The organism is Nereida ignava (assembly GCF_047114695.1).
In the GTDB taxonomy this organism is placed as follows: Bacteria; Pseudomonadota; Alphaproteobacteria; order Rhodobacterales; family Rhodobacteraceae; genus Nereida; species Nereida ignava.
On sequence record NZ_CP112885.1, the window covers coordinates 2268869 to 2290638 of the forward strand.

Sequence of the window (21770 nt, forward strand, 5' to 3'; positions counted from 1 at the left end):
TTAGGCGCTCCTCACGGTTCGTTGCTCAATCCGCTTTTCATGCTCGCCTTGGATCAAGCGGTGCACGTAAATGCCGGGAAGGTGGATATGGTCGGGGTCAAGGCTGCCGACGGGCACAATCTCTTCCACTTCCAGCACACACATCTTGCCACACATAGCCGCTGGCGGATTAAAGTTGCGCGCTGTTTTGCGGAATATCGCATTGCCGGTCTCATCAGCTTTCCATGCCTTCACGATGGATAGATCGGCAAAAATGCCTTCCTCCATGATATAGGTTTCGCCGCCAAAATCGCGGTGGTCTTTTCCTTCTGCAATCACGGTGCCCACGCCAGTTTTGGTGTAAAATCCGGGGATGCCGCAGCCGCCCGCGCGCATCCGTTCAGCCAAAGTGCCTTGGGGGTTAAATTCCAACTCCAACTCGCCGGACAGGTATTGGCGCATAAACTCGGCGTTCTCACCAACGTAGGACGAGATCATTTTCTTGACCTGACGGGTTTGCAGCAAAATCCCGATGCCAAAATCATCGACGCCGGCGTTGTTGGATGCAAAGGTCAAATCCTTGGTGCCCGCCTCCTTGATCGCTTGCAACAGCAACTCGGGAATGCCGCACAGCCCGAATCCGCCGGCCGCAATAAACATGCCGTCGCGCAAAACACCCTCAAGAGCACTCGCCGCGTCTGGATAGATTTTCTTCATCAAACCGCCCTCTAAATTTCCATCTTATAAAGAGCGTCCAGCGGCAGAGAGTCAATGCACTTGCAGCATAAATTGCAACCGGTTGCAATTTGGGGTAAGGAGTTTAGTTATCGAAGGTGCGTAGTTCATAAAAGCAACAAAGAAATGAATTGAAGTGGCAGAAACACCTGACTTCGCGAACACCAGACAAATTGAAGCCGCCAAACCCGAAGTCAGGCTGGCGGCTTTCAATTACTTTTTAGGGGCTGCTTTCTTTTTGGCGGCAGGTTTTTTCGCAGCAGCCTTCTTCGCCGGGGCTTTCTTTTTTGCAGGCGCGCGTTTCTTCGTGCCTTTTTTAGCCTCTTTTTCTGCAATCCACTCAAGCGCCATATCGATGTTCACATCTTCGGCGTTGGTCTCTTTGGGGATGGTCGCGTTTACTTTTTCCCACTTGATGTAGGGACCGTATTTACCCTCGCGGATTGAGATGTTTCCGCCATCGGGGTGCTCGCCTAAATCTTTTAGGACTTTGGCTGGCGCGCCACGTCCTCCGCGGCTGGCAACTTTTTCGGCTAACAGTTGAACAGCGCGGTTCATGCCAACTTCCCAAACCTCATCAAGACCCTCAAGGTTGGCATTGGTCCCGCCACGGTCCGAAGTTGTTTCGGCGTGTTTGAGGTACGGTCCGTAGCGGCCAATATTGGCCCATACGTTCACGCCATCTTCAGGGTGCGGGCCGATCAAGCGGGGCAGGGCAAGCAGTTTGACCGTTGTTGCAAGGTCCAACTCCTCTGGCTTCCATTCTTTGGGCACAGATTGGCGCGGTGGTTTTTTGTTGTCGTCTGTCACTTCGCCGCGTTGTGCGTAGGGGCCAAAGCGTCCTTTGTGGATCCAGATGTTATCGCCCGCGTCTTCACCCAACAGTTTACCTTCAGGGGGGATAGCACTTGCTTCTGCCTCGGGGTCCGGTGGGCCGAAGGGGCGGGTGTATTTGCATTCAGGGTAGCGTGAACAGCCGATAAACGCACCACCGGCCCGTGCGGTGCGCATGGATAAGCGGCCTTGTTCACAATTAGGACATAGACGTGGGTCTTTGCCGTCGCCTTCGTCGGGGAAGATATGCGGTGCAAGGACGTCGTTGATTTTCTCCAGCACATCCGTGATCGAGTTGTCCATCGCCTCATCGATCGTCGCTTTGAAGTCGCGCCAAAATGTATCGAGCAGCTTTTTGTAGTCTGCCTCGCCTGCGCTGACGTGATCGAGCTGTTCTTCAAGAGACGCGGTGTAGTCATAGCCTACATATTTGCGGAAGTAATTTGTCAGAAACGCAGTGACCAAGCGGCCTTTGTCCTCAGGGAAAAGGCGGTTCTTGTCTTTGCGCACGTATTCGCGGTCCTGAATGGTTGTCACGATCGACGCGTATGTTGAGGGGCGGCCAATGCCCAACTCTTCCATCCGCTTGACCAGTGTTGCCTCAGTGTAACGCGGCGGGGGTTGCGTGAAGTGCTGCTCAGGGGTGACGGAGGCTTTCGCCATCGCTTCGCCTTCGTTCACTTGGGGTAGGCGCTTGTCGTCATCATCCACGACAGCGTCGTCGTCTCGGCCTTCTTCATAGACTTTCAAGAAGCCTTCGAAGATCACAACCTGCCCAGTAGCGCGCAACTCGACCTGACCATCGGCACTGCCAAAATCAACGGTTGTGCGTTCCATTCGGGCGGCAGACATTTGACTGGCGATGGTCCGTTTGTAGATCAGGTCATACAGCTTGCGCTGATCTGCTTCGGTCACTTTGATGTCGTCCGCGCTGCGCATCATGTCCGTGGGGCGGATACATTCGTGCGCTTCCTGCGCGTTCTTGGCTTTGTTTTTGTACATACGCGGAGACGCAGGGACGAAATCTTCGCCGAACTTGGTCTTGATCGCCGCGCGGGCTTCGTGAACCGCTTCGGGCGCCATGTCGATGCCGTCGGTCCGCATGTAGGTGATGAGACCCGCTTCATAGAGACGCTGAGCGGCGTTCATGGTTTGCCGTGCGCCCATACCAAACTTACGGCTGGCTTCTTGTTGCAGGGTCGATGTCATAAACGGGGCAGAGGGGTTGCGGCTTGTAGGTTTGGCCTCAACCGACTTGACCGAGATATCGCGGCTGTTGATCGCTTGTTGGGCCAATTCGGCCTGTGTTGCGTTTTCAATGTCGAATTTATCAAGCTTCTTACCCGCCAGAACCGTAAGGCGCGCTTCGACTGATTTTCCACGCGGTGTCTCAAGTAGGGCTTTGACTGACCAATATTCGCGGTTCTTGAAGACCTCGATCTCCATCTCGCGCTCGACGATCAGCCGCAGGGTGACTGATTGGACGCGGCCCGCAGATTTTGCACCGGGCAAGCGGCGCCACAATACGGGCGACAGTTTGAAGCCCACCAGATAATCAAGAGCACGACGGGCGAGGTATGCTTCGACCAATTCCGTGTCAACTTGGCGTGGGTTTTGCATTGCTTCGGTGACGGCGGTTTTGGTGATTGCGTTGAACACGACGCGACTAACCGGGGTATCTTTCTTGAGGATCTTGCGTTTGCGCAGGGCTTCCTCAAGGTGCCAAGAGATCGCTTCACCTTCGCGGTCGGGGTCGGTTGCAAGTATCAAGTTGGGATCATCTTTGAGCGCGTCAGCGATCGCTTTGACGTGTTTTTTGGACGCGCTTGCGACTTCCCACTGCATCTCAAAATTGTTCTCCGGGTCAACGGAACCGTCCTTGGGCGGCAGGTCGCGCACGTGGCCGTAACTGGCCAAAACGGTGTAGTTGCTCCCCAGATAGCTGTTGATGGTTTTCGCTTTTGCGGGGCTCTCTACAACAACAACTGGCATGATGGTCCTAACGACTCGGAAGGGAAATTAAGTTCGCACGTAGATGTGGTGGTGAGGGGGTGCTTGTCAACACAACTCGTACATGGGTGCTGTTTGACCATATTCATACAAGGGTAACCTAACGTTAACATCACATGAACAGGCGCGTGGTTTGCGGTATTTATAGCCGGTCAGGCGGCGTAGATATCATTCCCCCATGGTGACGGATGATATGACCCTCGATCTCAAGCTCCAGCAGGGCTGCGCCGATCTGAGCTGGATCGTGATGGTTTTGACTGTATGCGACATCGCGGGTTATTTGGTCTTGTGCGGCAGGGGTTGGTCCGAGCCGTGACAGGATTTGAGCATGCAAATCTTGCGTCGTTGGTTTGGGCGTTAATGCGGTGCTGACGCGCGTGTGTGACGTGGCTGAGTTTGTCAGTGTGAGACTATTTTCCGCACTTCTAGTTTGCGGTTGCGGTGCCGTCTGCTGCGCACCAAGGACTTCTAACATATCGGCGGCGTTACGAATTAAAGTAGCCCCATCACGCAGTAAAATGTTGCAGCCAGACGCGCGTGCATCAAAGGGGTGACCGGGCACGGCCAAAACATCGCGGCCTTGATCGGCGGCGTTGCGGGCGGTGATCAAGCTGCCGGACTTCGCGGCGGCCTCAACCACGATTACGGCCTGCGCCAAGCCGCTGATGATACGGTTGCGGCGTGGAAAATGGCGTGCGGTTGGCCCAAGGCCCATTGGCATTTCAGAGAGTCGCAGACCGCGCATGGCAATATCGTGGTGAAGCTGCGCGTTTTCGGTTGGGTATATATAGTCAACGCCGCCCGCTTGGACGGCAATGGTTTGTCCGCCTGATTGGCGGCTGCCCGCATCAAGGGCACTTTGGTGGGCGGCAGTATCAATCCCGCGCGCAAGTCCTGAGACAATTGTGATGCCGGCTTCAACCAACTCGCCTGCAATTTTTGAGGCAAGACGCACCCCAAGCGAAGACGCGTTTCGCGATCCAACCATGGCGACACAGGGGGTTTGAAGCGCATCTAAGTTGCCCAAGGCCCAAAGAACCGGCGGCGCATCGGTGATAGCTTTAAGGTGCGCGGGGTAGGCGGCGTCTGCTACGGTAAGCAATGTTGCCCCTGCGCGCTTGGCTGCAGCAATTTCGGCAAGTACTACTTGTTTGGGGCACGCAACGTATCCACGTACTCCAGCTGCACCAGCGATATCAGGAAGCGCGTCGAGCGCAGTTTGCGCATCACCATGTTCGCCCATTAGCCGGTAGAACGTGGCAATACCAACCCGACGAGAGCGTAAGAGACGGAGCCACGCGATGCGATGTTCTTCCGTGGTGGGTGGGAGTAGGGGGTGAGTGGAAGAAGGGGTGTCTTCGTTCATCCGTGGCTCCGTCAGCTTACAGAATCACATCTACCGCGAACGGGTTAACGGAGTATTACTCGCCTTAAGGTTGTGTAGGTCACATTGTGCCGCATATGTCCGCTTGTGTGGCCGACCCGCCCACCGTCAGGCCGCCAATCATCAAGCTGGGCTGTCCCACACCTACGGGCACCCATTGGCCCTGTTTGCCGCAAGAGCCCATGCCCGGATCAAGGGCCATGTCATTACCGATGCCGCGAATTTGTTTCATTGCGGTTGCGCCGTCGCCAATAAGGGTCGCACCTTTGACAGCCTCGCCCACAATGCCGTTTCGCACGCGGTAGGCTTCGGTACATGAGAAAACAAATTTGCCGTTCGTAATGTCTACCTGGCCGCCGCCAAAGCCCACCGCATAAATGCCGTCTTTAAGGTCTGCCACCAAATCCCCGGGGGCCGTATCGCCGCCCAGCATATAGGTGTTGGTCATTCGCGGCATGGGGATATGTGCATGCGATTGACGGCGACCGTTGCCCGTGGGTTCAACCCCCATCAAGCGGGCGTTTTGGCGGTCTTGCATGTAGCCGACCAGAATGCCGTCATCGATGAGTACGTTCTTGGCTGATGGCGTGCCTTCATCATCAACGGTGATTGAGCCGCGACGATCAGGGATGGTGCCGTCATCAAGTACTGTCACGCCTTTCGCCGCGATTTGTTGGCCCATGAGCCCCGCAAAAGCAGAGGCACCTTTGCGGTTGAAGTCCCCTTCAAGTCCGTGGCCCACGGCCTCATGAAGCAAGATCCCTGGCCAGCCGTTACCCAGAACCACATCCATAATGCCAGCGGGTGCGGGCACTGCATCAAGGTTGATTAGAGCAACGCGTAACGCCTCACGAACCATCGGTTGCCAGTGGTTCGGATCAATAAGCCCGTCCATAAGATAGCGCCCGCCGCCGCCAACACCGCCGCTTTCGCGGCGCCCTTGGTCTTCTACGATCACCGAGATGTTGAGCCGTGCCATGGGGCGGGCATCACGTGTGATGGCCCCATCAGGGCGCATGATCTCAACTTCTTGAAACGAGGCCGACAGAGTTGCGCTGACTTGTACGATGCGGGGATCAAGAGCGCGGGCAAAGGCGTCAATCTCGGCCAGCGTGTCTACTTTTGCCGCAAACGCGATCCCGTCGAGCGGGTTTTCATCCGTGTAGAGTTTTTTGTTGGTCCCTGCGGGTGCGTCGGCCAATACGCCACCGCCTTCACCAACGGCCAAGCGGGCGGTTTCAACGCAGCGCGCTATGGCACCCTCAGAGATTTCAGAACTATGCGCATAGCCTGCCACCTCGCCGCGCACAGCGCGCAACCCGAATCCCTCTGAGCCATTGTAGGAGGCATTCTTCACGCGGCCGTCATCAAAAACGATGGATTCAGTGCGGGAGCGTTCGAGAAAAAGTTCGCCGTCATCGGCACCTGCGGTAGCTGTTTGCAGCTGTGAAAGCGCTGCATTTGCGTCTAAAGCTGTTTCAAAAGGGCGAAAAGGCGCGTTAGTCATAAGTATCCCTACGTGTGAAATATTTGATCTGGGTCAAAAAAGCGTCCGTTTGCCGCAACGCGAAATCTTGAGATTGTATTCAGGATATGGTTTTAAGCGCTCAGAATACAATTGGATTCCATGTGATCGGTAGCTGACGCGTGGAAGTGGACCAGACGGGACAGACCGTCTTAAGACAACGGGAAGCAGATATAATGCGTTTTTCGACCTTCATGGCGGCCTCTTTTGCCGCGTTCGTGGCAGGGCCAGCATTGGCTCAGGACTCAGAAGTAGTGCGCGGCGCACCGGTTGAGGGCGGCACAGGCTTTCAATTCGCAGCAACAGAACTTGCGCGGGATCTTCAGTGGTTGGACGGTATGATCAACGTGATCATCGCGGTTATCGTGCTTTTCGTAACTGGTTTGCTGGTGGCAGTCGCTGTGCGCTACAACCGCCGTCGCAACCCCGAGCCTGCGACATTCACACATAACTCACCTTTGGAAGTTGCGTGGACCGTTGTGCCAATCATCGTTTTGGTCTTCATCGGCGCGTTCTCACTGCCTGTCTTGTTCAAGCAACAAGTTATCCCAGAGGCAGACATCAACATCAAAGTAACAGGCTACCAGTGGTTCTGGGGCTATGAATATGTGGACGAAGGTTTCGCATTCGACAGCTACATGATCGGCCAGCCCGCTACCGTGACGGATGCAGGCGAAGCCAACGGCGTGCAACCCTACATCCTTGATGCCGCTATGGAAGAAATGCTGGCTGAGTACGGCTACACACGCAGCGAATGGTTGCTGGCCACTGACACCCAAGTTGTTGTGCCTGTGAACAAAACTGTGGTGATGACCGTGACGGCTGCGGATGTGATCCACTCATGGACCATCCCCGCATTTGGCGTGAAGCAAGACGCGGTTCCGGGCCGTCTGGCGCAACTATGGTTCAAGGCAGAAAAAGAAGGTATCTACTTTGGCCAGTGTTCAGAGCTGTGCGGTAAAGACCACGCATACATGCCGATCACTGTAAAAGTGGTTTCTGAAGCAGAGTACGAGGCATGGCTTGCGTCTGCGAAAGAAGAGTACGCAGGCATCTCACCTGTCACTACTGGTGACTACCAGATCGCTTCTAAGTAACTTTCTGCCCTCCTTTCATGGGGGGGTGGTTTAGGGTCGAACGGTTGGTTCGGCCCTTTAACGAAGGGACCACCTAATGACCGACGCTAGTCTGCAAGCAGCTGCAAAGCCCGTTCCGGGCGAGGCAGAGTTCCGCGACTACTTCGCGCTGATGAAGCCGCGGGTGATGTCGCTCGTTGTTTTCACAGCACTCGTTGGTCTGTTGGTTGCGCCTGTAAGCGTTCACCCCTTCATTGGCTTTTGTGCCATTCTGTTTATCGCGATTGGTGCGGGTGCATCGGGTTCGCTGAACATGTGGTGGGATGCGGATATCGATAGTGTCATGAAGCGCACTGCCCGCCGCCCTATTCCGGCTGGCAAAGTAACGCCGGGCGAGGCGCTGGCCGTTGGTCTGGCGCTTTCGGGCTTTTCGGTCGTCCTGTTGTGGTTGGCGACAAACGCCGTGGCGGCTGGTTTGCTGGCTTTCACCATTTTCTTCTATGCAGTTATTTATTCGATGTGGCTCAAGCGCGCGACGCCCCAAAACATCGTGATTGGCGGCGCGGCTGGCGCGTTTCCTCCGATGATCGGCTGGGTGGTTGCGACGGGTTCGGTAAGTCTTGAAGCGGTACTGATGTTCGCGATCATCTTCATGTGGACGCCACCGCATTTCTGGGCGCTGGCACTGTTCATGAAGACTGATTACGATGATGCGCGCGTACCTATGCTGACCGTGACCCATGGGCGCAAATCCACCCGCATCCATGTTCTTGTTTACACCCTGCTGCTGTTCCCCGTTGCTGTAGGAACTGCGTTCACCAGCATTGGCGGGCCGGTTTATTTGGCCGTGGCGCTGTTCTTCAATATCTGGTTCCTTAAGGGTGCCTATGACATCTGGCGCCGCGATGAGGCGCAGGCCGAAGCAGACAAATACAAAGTTGAGAAATCAGTCTTTAAAGTCTCCCTTTATTACCTTTTTGCCCACTTTGGCGCGCTGTTGTTGGAAGTGATGCTTGCACCATACGGTTTGGGAGGCTGGTAATGGGGTATTTCCGTCAAGAACACGAACTTCACACGCGCCGCTCGGGCCGCAACGGTGCTGTAGCACTGGTTTTGGTGGGGCTGATCGCGATTGTTTTTGGACTGACTTATGTAAAAATTACCGGAGGCAGCAGCCTTGAGGGGTTTGATCATGCTGTTCGTCCGTCTGTCACAACCGAGGGAGATGCTAAGTGACCGAAATGACTTCAAAGTTGAACACGGCAAAGAAGCTGGTCGGCGTTGTCGTAATTATGGGCGCTTTGGCGTGGGCTTCTGTGCCGCTATATGATTTGTTCTGCCGTGTGACCGGCTACGGTGGCACCACAAACGCCAGCACGGGCAATACCGAAGGTGTTTTGGATCAAACGATCAAAGTGCGTTTCGACGCATCAACAGCACGGGATATGCCGTGGGAGTTCAAACCGGAGCAGCGCCAGATGGAGCTGAAAATCGGTCAAGACGGCATGGCCTTCTACGAGGCTTACAATCCGACAGATAAACCAATTCGCGGCACCGCAAGCTACAACGTGGCGCCATATGCGGCCGGTGCCTATTTCAGCAAAATTCACTGCTTTTGTTTTGAGGAGCAGATTTTGCAGCCAGGCGAACGCATGTCGATGCCGGTCAACTTTTACGTTGATCCTGACATCGTGAATGATCGCGAAGGCAAATATGTGCACACAATTACGCTGTCCTACACATTTCATATGATGGACGATCAAACGGGCATGGACGCTGATGATCAGCAGGCCGCTTTGATTGAACCAACACCCGAAACACCCCTGACATCACAACTACAATAAGACACGGAAAAGAGACACAAAATGGCCCATGTCAAAAACCACGATTATCACGTTTTGCCTCCCAGTGTGTGGCCCTTCATCGGCTCGGTCACTGGCTTCATCATGCTTTTTGGTGCTGTTTTGTGGATGCACGAAAGCGGTCCTTGGCTCTTTCTGATTGGCCTCGTCGGCGTGCTCTACACCATGTTTGCTTGGTGGGCAGACACTGTTGCGGAAAGCCAAGCGGGTGATCATACTCCGGTCGTTATTATTGGCCTGCGCTATGGTTTCATCTTCTTTATCATGTCCGAAGTTATGTTCTTCGCGGCGTGGTTCTGGTCTTTCTTCAAGCACGCGATGTACCCCATGGGCCCAATGTCTCCTGCGGTCGACGGTGTTTGGCCGCCCGCAGGGATTGAGACATTCGACCCGTGGCACTTGCCGCTTATCAACACGCTGATCCTGCTATGTTCGGGTGCGGCGGCAACTTGGGCGCACCACGCTCTTGTGCACGAAAACAACCGTAAAGACATGAAAAACGGTTTGATCCTTGCGGTGGTGCTTGGCCTGATCTTCACTGGTTTCCAAGTGTATGAGTACACCCACGCATCTTTCGGCTTCGCGGGTAACATCTATGGTGCGAACTTCTTCATGGCGACCGGCTTTCATGGTTTCCACGTTGTTGTCGGTACGATCTTCTTGCTGGTGTGTTTGATCCGCTTGCAGCGCGGTCACTTCACACAAGAAAAGCACGTGGGTTTTGAAGCTGCTGCTTGGTATTGGCACTTTGTAGACGTGGTATGGTTATTCCTGTTTGCAGCCGTTTACGTTTGGGGCGCCTAACCCCTCGCGATTTGCGATATTGATACAAAGGCGCGGGGTCATCCTCGCGCCTTTTGCGTTTGATTTAGGAGAACAGCATGCGCGGCAAGATCATCGGGATTTTGGTTTTAGGCTTTGTAGGGATTGCGATCCTTTTGACTTTGGGCAATTGGCAGATGAACCGCCTCGCGTGGAAAGAAGGCGTACTGACCGAAATTGATGCGCGCATCGCGGGCCCTGTTTCCGAGTTGCCTCAAACACCCGATCCTACGCGTGACCGTTTCGCGCCTGTCCAAGTGAGCGGCAATTATACTGGTGAGCACCTGCGCGTGCTGGTCAGCCAAAAGCAGGTGGGCGCGGGGTACCGCCATATCGCTGTGCTTGTGACATCCGCAGGTCGCATCATGATCGACCGTGGTTTTCAGTCTTTGTTGGATGACCAAGCGCCCCGTTTGACAGGTGATGTGGCGGTTGAGGGTAATCTGCATTGGCCATCAGAAGTTGATGGCTACACGCCCGAGCCGGATTTGGCCAAGAACATCTGGTTTGCGCGCGACGTTGATGCCATGGCCAAGGCGCTAAACACACGTCCTGTTTTGGTGATTGCGCGCGCAGTAGCCCCAACTGATCCAGCTGTTTCACCGCTGCCGGTTTCAAGTGATGCCATTCCCAATGATCACCTTAACTACGCAATCACGTGGTTTTCGCTGGCAATTGTGTGGTTGGGGATGACAGGCTTTGTGGTGTGGCGTATGACGCGCAGGACTGACGAAAGGCAAGATACATGAAGTACCATTCAACCCGTGGCAATGCGCCTGTTTTGACGTTCGAACAGGCGATGCTTACTGGCCTTGCTCGTGATGGCGGATTGTATCTTCCCGAGACCATCCCGACATTCTCAAAAGCCGACATCGCAGTAATGGCGGGCCTGAGTTATGAGGAAATCGCCTTCCGTGTGATGCGTCCATTTACCGGTGACACGTTCACAGACGAAGAATTTGCGGACCTGATCGCAAAGGCTTATGCGGGTTTTGGACATGCTGCGCGCGCGCCTTTGGTGCAGGTTGCGCCGAACCATTTCTTGCTTGAGCTATTTCACGGGCCAACCTTGGCGTTCAAAGATTTCGCCATGCAGCTGATCGGTCAGATGTTTGAATTCGCGCTCAAGCGTAATGGGGAGCGGGTCACGATTGTGGGTGCAACATCTGGTGACACTGGTTCAGCCGCGATGGAGGCCTTCCGCGGGCTTGGAGCGGTTGACCTGTTCATTTTGTACCCGCATGGCCGTGTGTCTGATGTGCAGCGCCGCCAGATGACAACGCCGTCAGAGGCCAATGTCCATGCGTTGGCGGTCGATGGGGATTTCGACACGTGCCAAGCGGCCGTGAAGGACATGTTCAACGATTTTGATTTTCGCGACGACGTCCGTCTTGCTGGGGTTAATTCAATCAACTGGGCGCGTGTGCTGGCGCAAGTTGTGTACTATTTCTCCAGCGCAGTGAGCCTTGGTGCGCCGCACCGTGAGGTTAGCTTTACAGTGCCTACTGGTAACTTTGGCGACATTTTTGCCGGCTACATTGCCAAACAGATGGGCTTAACCATCGACAAACTGGCCATCGCAACCAACCAAAACGACATCCTGCACCGTACTCTTGAGACAAGTGTTTACAGCACCGAAGGGGTGAAGCCCTCGATCAGCCCGTCCATGGATATTCAGGTCAGCTCGAACTTTGAACGTGCGCTTTATTATGCCTATGGAAGCGACGGCGCGGCGATTGCCCAACAAATGGATGAGTTGAAGCAAAGCGGTGCGTTTACTGTCAGCCAAGGGGCGATTTCAGCGCTGCGCGATACATTTGCGTCTGGCCGTGCGTCCGAAAGTGAAACTGCGGCGGCCATTACGCGCTATCATGCGGATCATGGTGAATTGCTGTGCCCACATTCAGCTGTTGGTGTGCATGTCGCAGAAGGGCATTTGGGTGCTACGCCGATGATTACTTTGGCCACTGCACATCCAGCGAAATTCCCAAACGCAGTCGAGGCGGCTAGCGGTGTGTTCCCTGCGTTGCCCGCGCGTATGGCGGATCTATTTGAGCGCGACGAGCGTATCACCCGCGTGACTGGCGGCGTCTCTGACATCAAGACCATCATCAAGGATCGTATCTAAGTGAGTGTTCAAACCCATCGCTTGTCCAACGGCTTTCGCATTGTAACAGAGCATATGGAGGGGCTGAAAAGCGCGTCTATCGGCATTTGGGTGCAAGCGGGCGGTCGCAATGAAACGCTGCCTCAAAATGGCATCGCGCATTTTCTTGAACATATGGCCTTCAAAGGCACCAAGCGGCGCAGCGCGTTACAAATCGCTGAGGCGATTGAAGACGTGGGGGGCTATATCAACGCATATACCAGCCGCGAGATGACGGCCTACTATGCCCGCGTGTTGGAAAACGATGTGCCGCTGGCGCTTGATGTGATTGGCGATATTGTTCTCAACCCTGTTTTTGACCCTGCTGAAATTGAAGTCGAACGAGGTGTGATTTTGCAAGAGATCGGCCAGTCGTTGGATACACCGGACGATATCGTGTTCGATTGGTTGCAAGAAGAGGCTTATCCTGACCAAGCGATCGGGCGAACAATTTTGGGGCCTGTTGAGCGGGTTCAAAGCTTTAGCCGTGATGATCTGGCGCAATTCGTGGCGCAGCACTACGGCCCAGGTCAGATGATTTTGGCTGCCGCTGGTGCCGTGGATCATGATGATCTTGTCCGCCGTGCAGAAGAAATGTTCGGCCATTTACCCGCCGCACCGTCAATTCAATCAGACGCTGCGCGTTTTGAAGGTGGAGAGCGGCGCGAGGTGAAATCCCTTGAGCAGGTGCACTTTGCCTTGGCGTTGGAAGGGCCAGACTACCGCGATCCGCAGATATATACGGCCCAGATATTTGCCACAGCATTCGGGGGTGGCATGTCGAGCCGCCTGTTCCAAGAAATCCGCGAAAAGCGCGGTTTGTGCTATACGATTTTCAGTCAAGCAGGCGCCTATGCGGACACGGGCTTGATGACGATTTACGCCGGTACAAGCGCTGAGCAAATTGGTGATCTTGCTGGTCTGACCATGGACGAGATGAAACGTGCCGCCAGCGATATGACCCCAGAAGAAGTGGCGCGTGCGCGTGCGCAGATGAAGGCAGGGATGCTAATGGGGCTTGAAAGCCCATCTGCGCGTTGCGAGCGTTTGGCGCGGATGATGTCGATTTGGGACCGTATCCCTCAGCTGGATGAGGCGGTTGAGCGGATTGATGCGGTCACCACGGGAGATGTCAAAGATTTTGCTGAAAACCTTGTGACGGCCCGCAGCGCGATGGCGCTTTATGGTCCTGTTGAGCAAGCGCCGCACCTTGAGCAACTAAAGGCGCGACTGGCCGCCTGATGCTGAGATCAAAACGCAAAGTCATTATCGAAACGGAGCGAATGACCCTTCGCCAACCGGCTCATAGAGATTTTCGGTTTTGGGCGTCACAGCGCAGGGATAGCCATGATTTTCTAACGCCTTGGGAACCAACTTGGGCAGCGGATCACTTATCACGCAAGGCATTTACCAATCGGGTTTACTGGGCACAGCGGGCGATTACCCAAGGCACGGCTTTGCCGCTTTTCTTGATCCGCCGTGAGGATCAGGCGCTGATCGGCGCAATCACCCTTGATAACATCCGTCGCGGTCCTGCGCAGGCGGGCACATTGGGATATTGGGTGGCGCGCGCTGCCGCACGGCAGGGGTTCATGCGCGAAGCCATCGAAGCTACCACCCATTATGCTTTCAACACCCTTGATCTAAGCCGTCTTGAGGCGGCTTGCTTGCCTGAGAACAAAGCATCGCGGGGCGTTTTAGAGAAGTCGGGCTTCAAATATGAAGGTGTTGCGCAAAGCTACCTGCAAATTGACGGACGCTGGCGCAATCATGTGCTGTATGCAAATTTGCGCGGCGACCGTCGGGGCCGCACGGACATTGGTCTGGCTTAAGGGGCTGCTTTTGCGCGCCACTGCACTACGTTTTTACGTGTTGCCAGCTGCGCTATGTTGTAGCCTTTTCACCAAGGTAGCCCCATGGCATGAAGCCCCAACCGCCCGTGATTTAAGGATGCGCTATGTCGATTGCACCGCTTGTTTCCGCCACGTCTGATTTTGAGGCCAAAGTACGCGCCCTAATGCCCGATGACGTGTTCGCGACTGTCACTGCATCCTACCTTGAAGAGCCGCGTGGACGGTATGCTGGCACAGCGGGACTGCTTGCGAAACCGCGCACAACCGAGCAAGTCGCAACCCTTGTTGCGGCGGCTCATGCTGCAGGTGTTGCGGTCATTCCATACGGTGGCGGAACGGGACTTGTTGGCGGGCAAATTGCGGAAGACGGTGTGCCCCCATTGATCTTGTCGCTCGAGCGGATGACAGCGTTGCGTTCCATGCACGCGGAGGAAGGCGTGATGGTGGTAGAAGCAGGAATGATCCTTGCGGATGTTCAGTCACACGCCCGCGCCGAAGGTCTGATGTTTCCGCTTTCGCTTGCCAGTGAGGGCAGTGCGCGGGTGGGCGGCGTGCTGTCGACCAATGCGGGCGGCGTAAATGTTCTGCGCTACGGAAATGCGCGCGATCTATGCCTTGGCCTTGAGGTCGTGATGCCTGATGGCACAATCTGGAACGGCCTGACGCGTTTGCGCAAAAACAACACAGGCTATGATCTGCGTCACCTGATGATTGGCGCCGAAGGGACCCTTGGGATTATTACCGCCGCGTGTTTGCGCCTGCACCCTGAGCCCGCCTCAGAAGGGACAGCGTTTATGGCGGTCCGTGATCCGCGCGCTGCACTATCGCTGCTTGCGCTGACGCAAAAGCGTATGGGCGGTGGTGTCTCTGCGTTTGAGCTGATCCACAAACAGGGTCTAGATTTTTTGTCTGAGACGCTGCCAGATGTGCGCCAGCCGTTTGCTGAAAAGCCCGAGTGGATGGTACTGATTGATGTTGGTTTGGCCCAAGGACTTGATCCGGCGACAGCACTTGAGACGTTGTTTTCCGAAGCCAGCGAGGCCGGCTTGGTAAGCGACGGCGTTATTGCACAATCACAAAGCCAGCGGCAGCAGTTTTGGGCCTTGCGCGAGAATATCCCAGAAGCAAATCGCCGGATTGGTTCGGTGAGCAGCCATGACATTTCGGTGCCGCTGTCGGCTATCCCTGCGTTCATCGAACGTGGCAATCAGGCGATTGCACAGCTGGGATCGTTTCGGGTGAATTGTTTTGGTCACGTGGGCGACGGTAATCTTCACTACAACGTCTTCCCGGTGGATGGCAAAAGCCGAGCCGATCATGAGCACCAGCGTGAGGATATTAAACGCACAGTGCACGACCTTGTCCACGACATGGGCGGGTCGGTGAGTGCCGAGCACGGTGTTGGACGGCTCAAAGTTGCTGATCTTGAACGCTATAGCGACCCGGTGAAATTGACCACGATGCGTGCCATTAAAGATGCTCTTGACCCGAAAGGCATCATGAACCCAGGTGCCGTGTTGGCGCGCTAGTGCGTTATTGCCGCGCGCCAGCTTCAGACTTTAATCGCCTTCAAATGCACAAAGCGCGTGGATGTCGACGCCCATCGCCTCAAACTTGGCACGTCCACCAAGATCAGGCAGATCAATCACAAAAGCGCAGCCAACAATCTCGGCACCGAGCTTTTCGAGCAATTTGATACCCGCCTCAGCAGTACCGCCCGTTGCCAGAAGATCATCAACCACCAGAACTTTTTCGCCCGGCTGGATGGCATCATCGTGGATTTCCATCGTCGCTTCGCCGTACTCCAACGTGTAATCTTGGCTGAGGGTTTTGCCGGGTAGTTTGCCTTTTTTGCGGATTGGCACAAACCCCACACTAAGCTGGTGGGCGATGGCACCGCCAAGGATAAACCCACGCGCTTCCAGCCCTACAATCCGGTCGATGTCAGTGCCCGCATAAGGGTGCAGCAATTGGTCAATCGCGATGCGAAATCCGCGCGGGTCTGCAAAAAGTGTGGTCACATCACGAAACATGATCCCTTCATGCGGAAAGTCAGGAATTGTGCGGATGTAATCGCGAACGGTTTTGTTTGAGCGGGCCATGGTGGCCTCCTTTGGGCGGGCGTTGGGATGTTGGCTTGTGACCGCGTTGCGGCCGCTATGTCAACGGTACTGGCTTACTTTTGATCAGGGCGGGTCAGTGTGAAAACGTCACGGACGGCGGTATAGTCTTTGTAGCCCATGCGTGCCAGCGGCGTGAAGGTGCTGATGTCAAACCGGCCATCAACGATGCAATCATCACGCATATGAACCCCTGTAACTTCACCCAGCACCAAGAAGTTATGCTCACCGCGCAAAGTGATAATTTCGGTCAATTTACACTCAAGCGCTGCGGGTGCACCTGCGATGCGCGCGCAAGAAATCGTCTCGCATTGTTCCTTTGTCAGGCCTGCGTGCTCAAACTCATCCACGTCTTTTGGCAGCATTTCACTGCTGGCGTTCATGGCGTCACGGGCGGTGAATTCAACTATGTTGACGCAAAACACTCCGCTTGCACGGATATTGGCCACGCTGTCTTTGGTGTCACCACGGTCAGCCTTACTGCTGGTGGACGAAAACATCACCTGAGGGGGCGTGTACGCGACTGCGTTGAAAAACGAATAAGGCGCGAGGTTGTCCGAGCCGTCTGCGTCACGGGTGCTGATCCAGCCGATGGGGCGGGGGGTCACAATGGCGTTGAACGGGTTATGGGCCAGCCCGCTGCCGGCGCCTGCCTCGTTTGAGGGGGTGTAGAACATGGTTGATGTACCTTTGCGCTTTGCCCCACGTTAACCTGCATGTTAGGGCGAGTTCCAGTGGCACGATAAGCAAAAGGTGAGCAGCGTGGCGGGGTTACGTGAAGAAAGTCAGCACGACTGGTGGGAGGTAGAGGCGCTTTATGACCTTTGCTTTGCGCCCGGCCGTGAGGCGCTTTCTTCCTACCGACTACGTGACGGCGTGGCGCAGGTACCTGGGTTGTCATTGGTGGCGCGTGATGAGGCGGGTATTTTGGGCGGTGCGATCCGGTATTGGCCTGTGCAAATCGGCAGTGACACGGCGCTTTTGCTGGGCCCAGTTGCTGTTCACCCAACACGGCAGGGTGAGGGATTGGGAAGCGTGCTTATTCGCGACAGTCTTTCGCGGGCGCAAAACCTTGGGTGGACCCGCGTCATTCTGGTGGGGGATGCGCCGTATTATTCCAAATTTGGCTTTCGCAAGCTGACGGATGTGACCATGCCGCCACCAACAAACCCCGAACGTGTCTTGGGCCTCTCGTTAGTACCGCACGCTTGGGATGGCATCACAGGACAGGTGCAAAAAGTGGACAGCGTGTCCTAGCCAAGGCTGCGGATATAGGCTGCGATGTCATCACGGACTGACATTTTGCCTTCGGCGCGCGCAGTTTCGATCACCTTTTTTACATCTGCCAAATTGACCCGCATCAACAATGATTTCACAGGGCCAATTGAGGCGGGGCGCATCGACAACGTGCGCAGTCCCATAGCGGCAAAGCAAACTGCTTCAATCGGTTTGCCCGCGTCTTCGCCACAAAACGAAATGGGAGTTTGCGTCTTGCTGCACCGGTCTACGATCATTTCCATGAATGACAAAAAGCTGACGTTCAGGCTGTCGTACCGTTTACGGACGCGCTCGTTCTCACGGTCCGCAGCAAAGAAGAATTGCTTAAGATCATTGCCGCCAATCGACAAAAAATCCACATCTTCAAAAAATGCATCCGGGGCAAAGGCCAGAGACGGAGTTTCCAACATGGCGCCGACTTCGATGTTTTCGGGAAGGATATGCCCAAGCGCTTCTTCGCGTTTAATCGCTTTGGTAAGGGCTGCGCGGGCTTGGGTGAACTCTTCGTATTGGGCTACAAACGGGAACATAACGGTAAGTGCGCGGCCATTTGCAGCGCGCAAAAGCGCTTGCAACTGCATTCGCAAAACGCCCGGCTTATCAAGGCCCACACGGATCGCGCGCCACCCTAATGCGGGGTTTGGTTCGTCTTGCGGTTTCATATAGGGCAGAACTTTGTCCGAGCCGATATCAAGCGTGCGGAACACAACGCGCTTGCCCTGAGCCGCATCAAGTACGCGGCCATACAAGCTGGCCAACTCTGATCGGCGGGGGAATTGGTTGCGCACAAGAAACTGTAATTCTGTCCGAAAAAGGCCCACGCCCTCTGCACCGGAATTCTCAAGGCTTGGCAAATCGGCCATAAGCCCCGCGTTCATTTGCAGCGAAATGGTTGTGCCGCACAAAGCGGTGGCAGGCTTGTGACGAATGTCTGTGTAGCGGTCCTGCGCTTTGGCGAGCATCGCGATTTTATCTTTGAACGCAGTGGTAACTGTGTCCTCGGGGCGCAGGTGCACAATGCCCTGTTCACCGTCCACAAGAATTTGATCACCGTTGAGGGCCTCTGTCGTGACGCCCTTGGCCTGTATCACCAGTGGGATGGCCAACGCGCGCGCAACGATCCCTGCGTGGCTGCCGACGCTGCCTTCCTCAAGGACAATCGCACGTAGCTTGCGCCCGTATTCAAGTAATTCGCCCGGACCAATGTTGCGCGCCACAAGAACAGGGTGCTCTGGCATTTCGGCGCCGGTGTCCGCCCCTTGGCCCGTTAGAATTCGCAGAAGGCGGTTGGATAGGTCATCAAGGTCTTGCAGCCGTTCGCGCAGATAAGCGTCAGTGACCTCGTTCATCCGAGTACGGGCGGCGGATTGTTCTTTTTCAACCGCGGCTTCGGCGGATAGGCCAAGTTCGATGTCTTCATCCATCCGGCGCAGCCAGCCCTTTGAGTTGGCAAACATCCTATAGGCCTCAAGGACCTGTTTTTGTTCTTTGTCGCCGGTTCCGGCACCAGTCAGCATTTCGTCAACGGACATGCGCAATGTCTCAACGGCATCGTTGAGGCGTTTGTGCTCTGCCTCGGGGTCATCGGCCACGGGGTTTGTGACGACAACGCGGGGTTCGTGCAGATAAACTTGTCCCGCGGCGGCACCTTCTTGGCCCACTGATCCACGGAACATAACGGCACGCTGGTGCAACGCGCCCACACCGGTCTCGTCGCTGACAAACGCGCCAAGCTCTGTCATTTCTGCAAGCACCATGGCCACAACCTCAAGGCCATAGATCTCGTCAGCGGTGTATTCACGGGTTTGGCGCGACTGAACGACCAACACGCCCAATACTTCGCCCAACCGTTGGATTGGCACGCCCAGAAAGCCGGAAAAGACCTCTTCGCCAGTTTCGGGCATATAGCGGAAACCACGTTGTTGTGGCGCGTTGTCGGTATTGACCAGACGTTTGGTGCGCGCCACGCGGCCTACAAGCCCCTCACCAAGTCGCATACGGGTTTGGTGGACAGCTTCTGCGTTGAGGCCCTGTGTGGCACAAAGCTCAAGGGTGTCCTCGTCGCAAAACAGGTAGATAGAGCACACGTCTGTGCCCATGCTTTGGGCAATCAGTTGAGTAATGTCGTCCATGCGCGCTTGGCCGGCGCGGTCGCTGGCCATAGTGTCGCGCAGTGCGCCAAGCAGCTTGCGGCTTTCGCTCTCAGAAGTTTGTGACACCCGTATTCAACCACTTTTAGGACGCCTTAGCTGGCGCCATGATGGTGTCATACCTGTATTTCACCCGCCGGTCATCAAGTTAGCGCTAAGCCCGTCTGAAATTGTAAGCGCTGCAAAGGGAAGTGGTTAAAAATGCAGCACAAACAGGGGATTACGCGGCCTAGCGTTTAGGCTTTTTCCAACTCAAACGCATCATGAAGCGCTTGGACAGCCAGTTCCATGTATTTGCGATCAACCAGAACAGAGATTTTGATCTCGGATGTGGTGATGACCTTGATGTTGACGCCTTCGGCTTGAAGGGCCGCGAACATTTTAGCGGCTACACCTGCGTGGCTGCGCATCCCGATGCCAACGACGCTCAGCTTGGCCACGTCTTTATCAGCGATCAGCTCTTGGTAGTTGATGCTGCCTGATGATTTGGCTTCCTGAAGGGCTTGATCGGCGCGCGCTACGTGATCAACGGGGCACGAGAACGTCATGTCTGTGCGGCCCTCTTCCGAGATGTTTTGCACGATCATATCGACGTTTATGCCTGCTTCGGCCAGCGGGCCAAAAATGGCAGCGGCGATGCCAGGACGATCGGCGACCGAGATGAGGGTCATTTTGGCTTCATCACGGCTAAACGCCACGCCGGAGACTACGTTGGATTCCATGATTTCCTCCTCATCGCAGACAAGAGTGCCTGCTTGATCTGATTGTTCTTCAAAACTTGATAACACGCGCAGCTTAACTTTGTAGCGCATCGCCAATTCAACAGAGCGTGTCTGAAGAACTTTTGCACCCTGTGAGGCCAGCTCGAGCATCTCTTCAAATGCGATTTTGTCCAGTTTGCGCGCTTTGTCAGATACACGTGGGTCTGTAGTGTAGACACCATCAACGTCTGTGTAGATATCGCACCGTTCTGCGCCGAATGCAGCAGCAAACGCCACGGCCGTTGTGTCAGAGCCGCCACGGCCCAAAGTTGTGACGCGGCCTTCGGGGCTGATGCCTTGGAAACCCGCGACGACCGCAACCTTCATGCCGTTTTCGAATGTCCGAACGATGTTGTCTGTAGGGATTTCCTCAATGCGCGCCGAAGCGTGCGCAGAGGTAGTTTTTACGGGCACTTGCCAGCCCTGCCAGCTGCGTGCGGGGACGTCCATTTCCTGTAGTGTCAGCGCCATTAGACCAGCTGTCACCAACTCGCCTGATGCCACAACTGCATCATATTCACGGGCGTCATAGAGGGGCGATATTTCGTTTACCCAACCAACAAGTTCGTTGGTTTTGCCAGACATCGCGCTGACGATCACGATCACGTTGTACCCTTTGGTAACTTCAACGCCGACGCGTTTGGCTGCGCGTTTGATACGATCAGGGTTTGCGACTGATGTGCCGCCAAACTTCATTACCAATGTCGGCATATTGTGCGCCCTTTGTCTGATGTTGGGCGTCGTTTATGCCATGGGTGGTTTTTGGGCAAGTAGAAGGCGGGCGATTTAGCGACGGGCGCGCAGCACGCTAGTTGGCTTTGTCTTTCGCCATGAACGGCAGGGGCACCACAGGCACGCCGTCTTTGATCAACTCTTTGGCTTCTTGCACGTTGGCTTGGCCGTAAATTGCGCGTTCGGGCGTTTCACCATCATGAATTTTGCGCGCCTCGGCTGCGAAATTGGTGCCCACATCATCAGCGTTGGTTTCAATGTGTTTGCGCATTTCTGCTATCGCTTGCTCGGCGGGGGAGGCGGCTTGGCTCAGCGCGCCTCGGGCGGGGCGTACTTGCGGCGCCATCAGGGATTTGGAGACATCCGTATCACCGCACACAGCACAAGAAACTAAATTGCGCCCGCGCAGCGTGTCATAGCTGGCGGCGTCGGCAAACCAGCTGTCAAACTGGTGATCATTTGTACATTTCAAGTTATATCGGATCATGCGGATCAAAGGCCCT

Annotated in this window: 20 protein-coding genes; 11 read left to right on the forward strand and 9 right to left on the reverse strand. The window is 55.3% G+C overall.

Annotated features, from left to right (window positions below):
- The 4 genes from OLX08_RS11180 to tldD form a co-directional block, all read right to left on the reverse strand.
- Window positions 1-696: a CoA transferase subunit A gene (locus OLX08_RS11180; RefSeq protein ID WP_341246394.1), complete on the reverse strand. Its 696-nt coding sequence runs from the start codon at window positions 694-696 to the stop codon at window positions 1-3.
- 231 nt (window positions 697-927) lie between these two features.
- Window positions 928-3540, reverse strand: a complete 2613-nt coding sequence (gene topA, locus OLX08_RS11185; protein WP_391481468.1) for a type I DNA topoisomerase — start codon at window positions 3538-3540, stop codon at window positions 928-930.
- A 160-nt stretch (window positions 3541-3700) separates the two neighbouring features.
- The gene (gene dprA / locus OLX08_RS11190) at window positions 3701-4924 is read right to left on the reverse strand and encodes a DNA-processing protein DprA (protein WP_391481470.1); all 1224 of its coding nucleotides are present in this window, start codon (window positions 4922-4924) and stop codon (window positions 3701-3703) included.
- Window positions 4925-5003: 79 nt separating this feature from the next.
- The gene (gene tldD / locus OLX08_RS11195) at window positions 5004-6449 is read right to left on the reverse strand and encodes a metalloprotease TldD (protein ID WP_391481472.1); all 1446 of its coding nucleotides are present in this window, start codon (window positions 6447-6449) and stop codon (window positions 5004-5006) included.
- A gap of 194 nt (window positions 6450-6643) precedes the next feature.
- Between tldD and coxB the strand changes: the two genes are divergently transcribed.
- The 10 genes from coxB (at window position 6644) to OLX08_RS11245 (ending at window position 15755) form a co-directional block, all read left to right on the forward strand.
- A complete protein-coding gene (coxB, locus tag OLX08_RS11200; RefSeq protein ID WP_391481474.1) occupies window positions 6644-7564 on the forward strand; it encodes a cytochrome c oxidase subunit II in 921 nt (306 codons plus the stop codon).
- Between the two features lie 76 nt (window positions 7565-7640).
- Window positions 7641-8585, forward strand: a complete 945-nt coding sequence (gene cyoE, locus OLX08_RS11205; protein WP_391481475.1) for a heme o synthase — start codon at window positions 7641-7643, stop codon at window positions 8583-8585.
- Window positions 8585-8779 carry a hypothetical protein gene (locus OLX08_RS11210; RefSeq protein WP_341246388.1) on the forward strand — a complete coding sequence of 65 codons (195 nt, stop codon included), beginning with the start codon at window positions 8585-8587 and terminating at the stop codon, window positions 8777-8779. Before cyoE ends, OLX08_RS11210 begins: the two co-directional genes overlap by 1 nt.
- Window positions 8780-8784: 5 nt before the next feature.
- Window positions 8785-9387 (forward strand): cytochrome c oxidase assembly protein, encoded by a 603-nt coding sequence (locus OLX08_RS11215; RefSeq protein WP_048599668.1) that lies wholly within the window; start codon window positions 8785-8787, stop codon window positions 9385-9387.
- 21 nt (window positions 9388-9408) lie between these two features.
- Complete coding sequence (locus OLX08_RS11220; RefSeq protein WP_391481476.1) at window positions 9409-10209, forward strand: cytochrome c oxidase subunit 3; 801 nt, start codon at window positions 9409-9411, stop codon at window positions 10207-10209.
- Window positions 10210-10286: 77 nt separating this feature from the next.
- Window positions 10287-10976, forward strand: a complete 690-nt coding sequence (locus tag OLX08_RS11225; RefSeq protein WP_391481478.1) for an SURF1 family protein — start codon at window positions 10287-10289, stop codon at window positions 10974-10976.
- Window positions 10973-12355 (forward strand): threonine synthase, encoded by a 1383-nt coding sequence (gene thrC, locus OLX08_RS11230; protein ID WP_391481479.1) that lies wholly within the window; start codon window positions 10973-10975, stop codon window positions 12353-12355. The genes OLX08_RS11225 and thrC overlap by 4 nt, the downstream gene beginning before the upstream one ends.
- Complete coding sequence (locus OLX08_RS11235; RefSeq protein ID WP_391481481.1) at window positions 12356-13615, forward strand: M16 family metallopeptidase; 1260 nt, start codon at window positions 12356-12358, stop codon at window positions 13613-13615.
- Window positions 13615-14205: a GNAT family N-acetyltransferase gene (locus OLX08_RS11240; protein WP_391481483.1), complete on the forward strand. Its 591-nt coding sequence runs from the start codon at window positions 13615-13617 to the stop codon at window positions 14203-14205. Before OLX08_RS11235 ends, OLX08_RS11240 begins: the two co-directional genes overlap by 1 nt.
- A 125-nt stretch (window positions 14206-14330) precedes the next feature.
- Window positions 14331-15755 (forward strand): FAD-binding oxidoreductase, encoded by a 1425-nt coding sequence (locus OLX08_RS11245; RefSeq protein ID WP_391481484.1) that lies wholly within the window; start codon window positions 14331-14333, stop codon window positions 15753-15755.
- Between the two features lie 30 nt (window positions 15756-15785).
- Here OLX08_RS11245 and OLX08_RS11250 read toward each other — a convergent pair whose 3' ends face one another.
- Together OLX08_RS11250 and OLX08_RS11255 are read right to left on the reverse strand one after the other, a co-directional pair.
- Complete coding sequence (locus tag OLX08_RS11250; RefSeq protein ID WP_391481486.1) at window positions 15786-16328, reverse strand: adenine phosphoribosyltransferase; 543 nt, start codon at window positions 16326-16328, stop codon at window positions 15786-15788.
- A 74-nt stretch (window positions 16329-16402) separates the two neighbouring features.
- Window positions 16403-17023, reverse strand: a complete 621-nt coding sequence (locus OLX08_RS11255) for a flavin reductase family protein (protein ID WP_391481488.1) — start codon at window positions 17021-17023, stop codon at window positions 16403-16405.
- An 85-nt stretch (window positions 17024-17108) separates the two neighbouring features.
- Here OLX08_RS11255 and OLX08_RS11260 point away from each other — a divergent pair, with 85 nt between their 5' ends.
- Window positions 17109-17603, forward strand: a complete 495-nt coding sequence (locus OLX08_RS11260) for a GNAT family N-acetyltransferase (RefSeq protein WP_391481490.1) — start codon at window positions 17109-17111, stop codon at window positions 17601-17603.
- On the opposite strand, the gene ptsP is transcribed toward OLX08_RS11260, so the two are convergent.
- The 3 genes from ptsP to OLX08_RS11275 all read right to left on the reverse strand — a co-directional run bounded on the left by ptsP (window position 17600) and on the right by OLX08_RS11275 (window position 21754).
- On the reverse strand, window positions 17600-19843 hold the full coding sequence (gene ptsP / locus OLX08_RS11265; RefSeq protein WP_391481491.1) for a phosphoenolpyruvate--protein phosphotransferase: 2244 nt from the start codon (window positions 19841-19843) through the stop codon (window positions 17600-17602). The two genes, OLX08_RS11260 and ptsP, sit on opposite strands and share 4 nt — an antisense overlap.
- Window positions 19844-20010: 167 nt before the next feature.
- Window positions 20011-21246, reverse strand: coding sequence for an aspartate kinase (locus tag OLX08_RS11270; protein ID WP_391481493.1), 1236 nt, complete (start codon window positions 21244-21246; stop codon window positions 20011-20013).
- 97 nt (window positions 21247-21343) lie between these two features.
- Window positions 21344-21754: a DUF1178 family protein gene (locus OLX08_RS11275; RefSeq protein ID WP_391481495.1), complete on the reverse strand. Its 411-nt coding sequence runs from the start codon at window positions 21752-21754 to the stop codon at window positions 21344-21346.
- Window positions 21755-21770 lie beyond the last annotated feature (16 nt).

What these genes read in the sequence shown, in the direction of transcription:
- OLX08_RS11180 (WP_341246394.1), bottom strand. Translation starts at nt 696, where the DNA reads ATGAAGAAAATCTATCCAGACGCGGCGAGTGCTCTTGAGGGTGTTTTG.
- topA (WP_391481468.1), bottom strand. Translation starts at nt 3,540, where the DNA reads ATGCCAGTTGTTGTTGTAGAGAGCCCCGCAAAAGCGAAAACCATCAAC.
- dprA (WP_391481470.1), bottom strand. Translation starts at nt 4,924, where the DNA reads ATGAACGAAGACACCCCTTCTTCCACTCACCCCCTACTCCCACCCACC.
- tldD (WP_391481472.1), bottom strand. Translation starts at nt 6,449, where the DNA reads ATGACTAACGCGCCTTTTCGCCCTTTTGAAACAGCTTTAGACGCAAAT.
- coxB (WP_391481474.1), top strand. Translation starts at nt 6,644, where the DNA reads ATGCGTTTTTCGACCTTCATGGCGGCCTCTTTTGCCGCGTTCGTGGCA.
- cyoE (WP_391481475.1), top strand. Translation starts at nt 7,641, where the DNA reads ATGACCGACGCTAGTCTGCAAGCAGCTGCAAAGCCCGTTCCGGGCGAG.
- OLX08_RS11210 (WP_341246388.1), top strand. Translation starts at nt 8,585, where the DNA reads ATGGGGTATTTCCGTCAAGAACACGAACTTCACACGCGCCGCTCGGGC.
- OLX08_RS11215 (WP_048599668.1), top strand. Translation starts at nt 8,785, where the DNA reads ATGACTTCAAAGTTGAACACGGCAAAGAAGCTGGTCGGCGTTGTCGTA.
- OLX08_RS11220 (WP_391481476.1), top strand. Translation starts at nt 9,409, where the DNA reads ATGGCCCATGTCAAAAACCACGATTATCACGTTTTGCCTCCCAGTGTG.
- OLX08_RS11225 (WP_391481478.1), top strand. Translation starts at nt 10,287, where the DNA reads ATGCGCGGCAAGATCATCGGGATTTTGGTTTTAGGCTTTGTAGGGATT.
- thrC (WP_391481479.1), top strand. Translation starts at nt 10,973, where the DNA reads ATGAAGTACCATTCAACCCGTGGCAATGCGCCTGTTTTGACGTTCGAA.
- OLX08_RS11240 (WP_391481483.1), top strand. Translation starts at nt 13,615, where the DNA reads ATGCTGAGATCAAAACGCAAAGTCATTATCGAAACGGAGCGAATGACC.
- OLX08_RS11245 (WP_391481484.1), top strand. Translation starts at nt 14,331, where the DNA reads ATGTCGATTGCACCGCTTGTTTCCGCCACGTCTGATTTTGAGGCCAAA.
- OLX08_RS11250 (WP_391481486.1), bottom strand. Translation starts at nt 16,328, where the DNA reads ATGGCCCGCTCAAACAAAACCGTTCGCGATTACATCCGCACAATTCCT.
- OLX08_RS11255 (WP_391481488.1), bottom strand. Translation starts at nt 17,023, where the DNA reads ATGTTCTACACCCCCTCAAACGAGGCAGGCGCCGGCAGCGGGCTGGCC.
- OLX08_RS11270 (WP_391481493.1), bottom strand. Translation starts at nt 21,246, where the DNA reads ATGCCGACATTGGTAATGAAGTTTGGCGGCACATCAGTCGCAAACCCT.
- OLX08_RS11275 (WP_391481495.1), bottom strand. Translation starts at nt 21,754, where the DNA reads ATGATCCGATATAACTTGAAATGTACAAATGATCACCAGTTTGACAGC.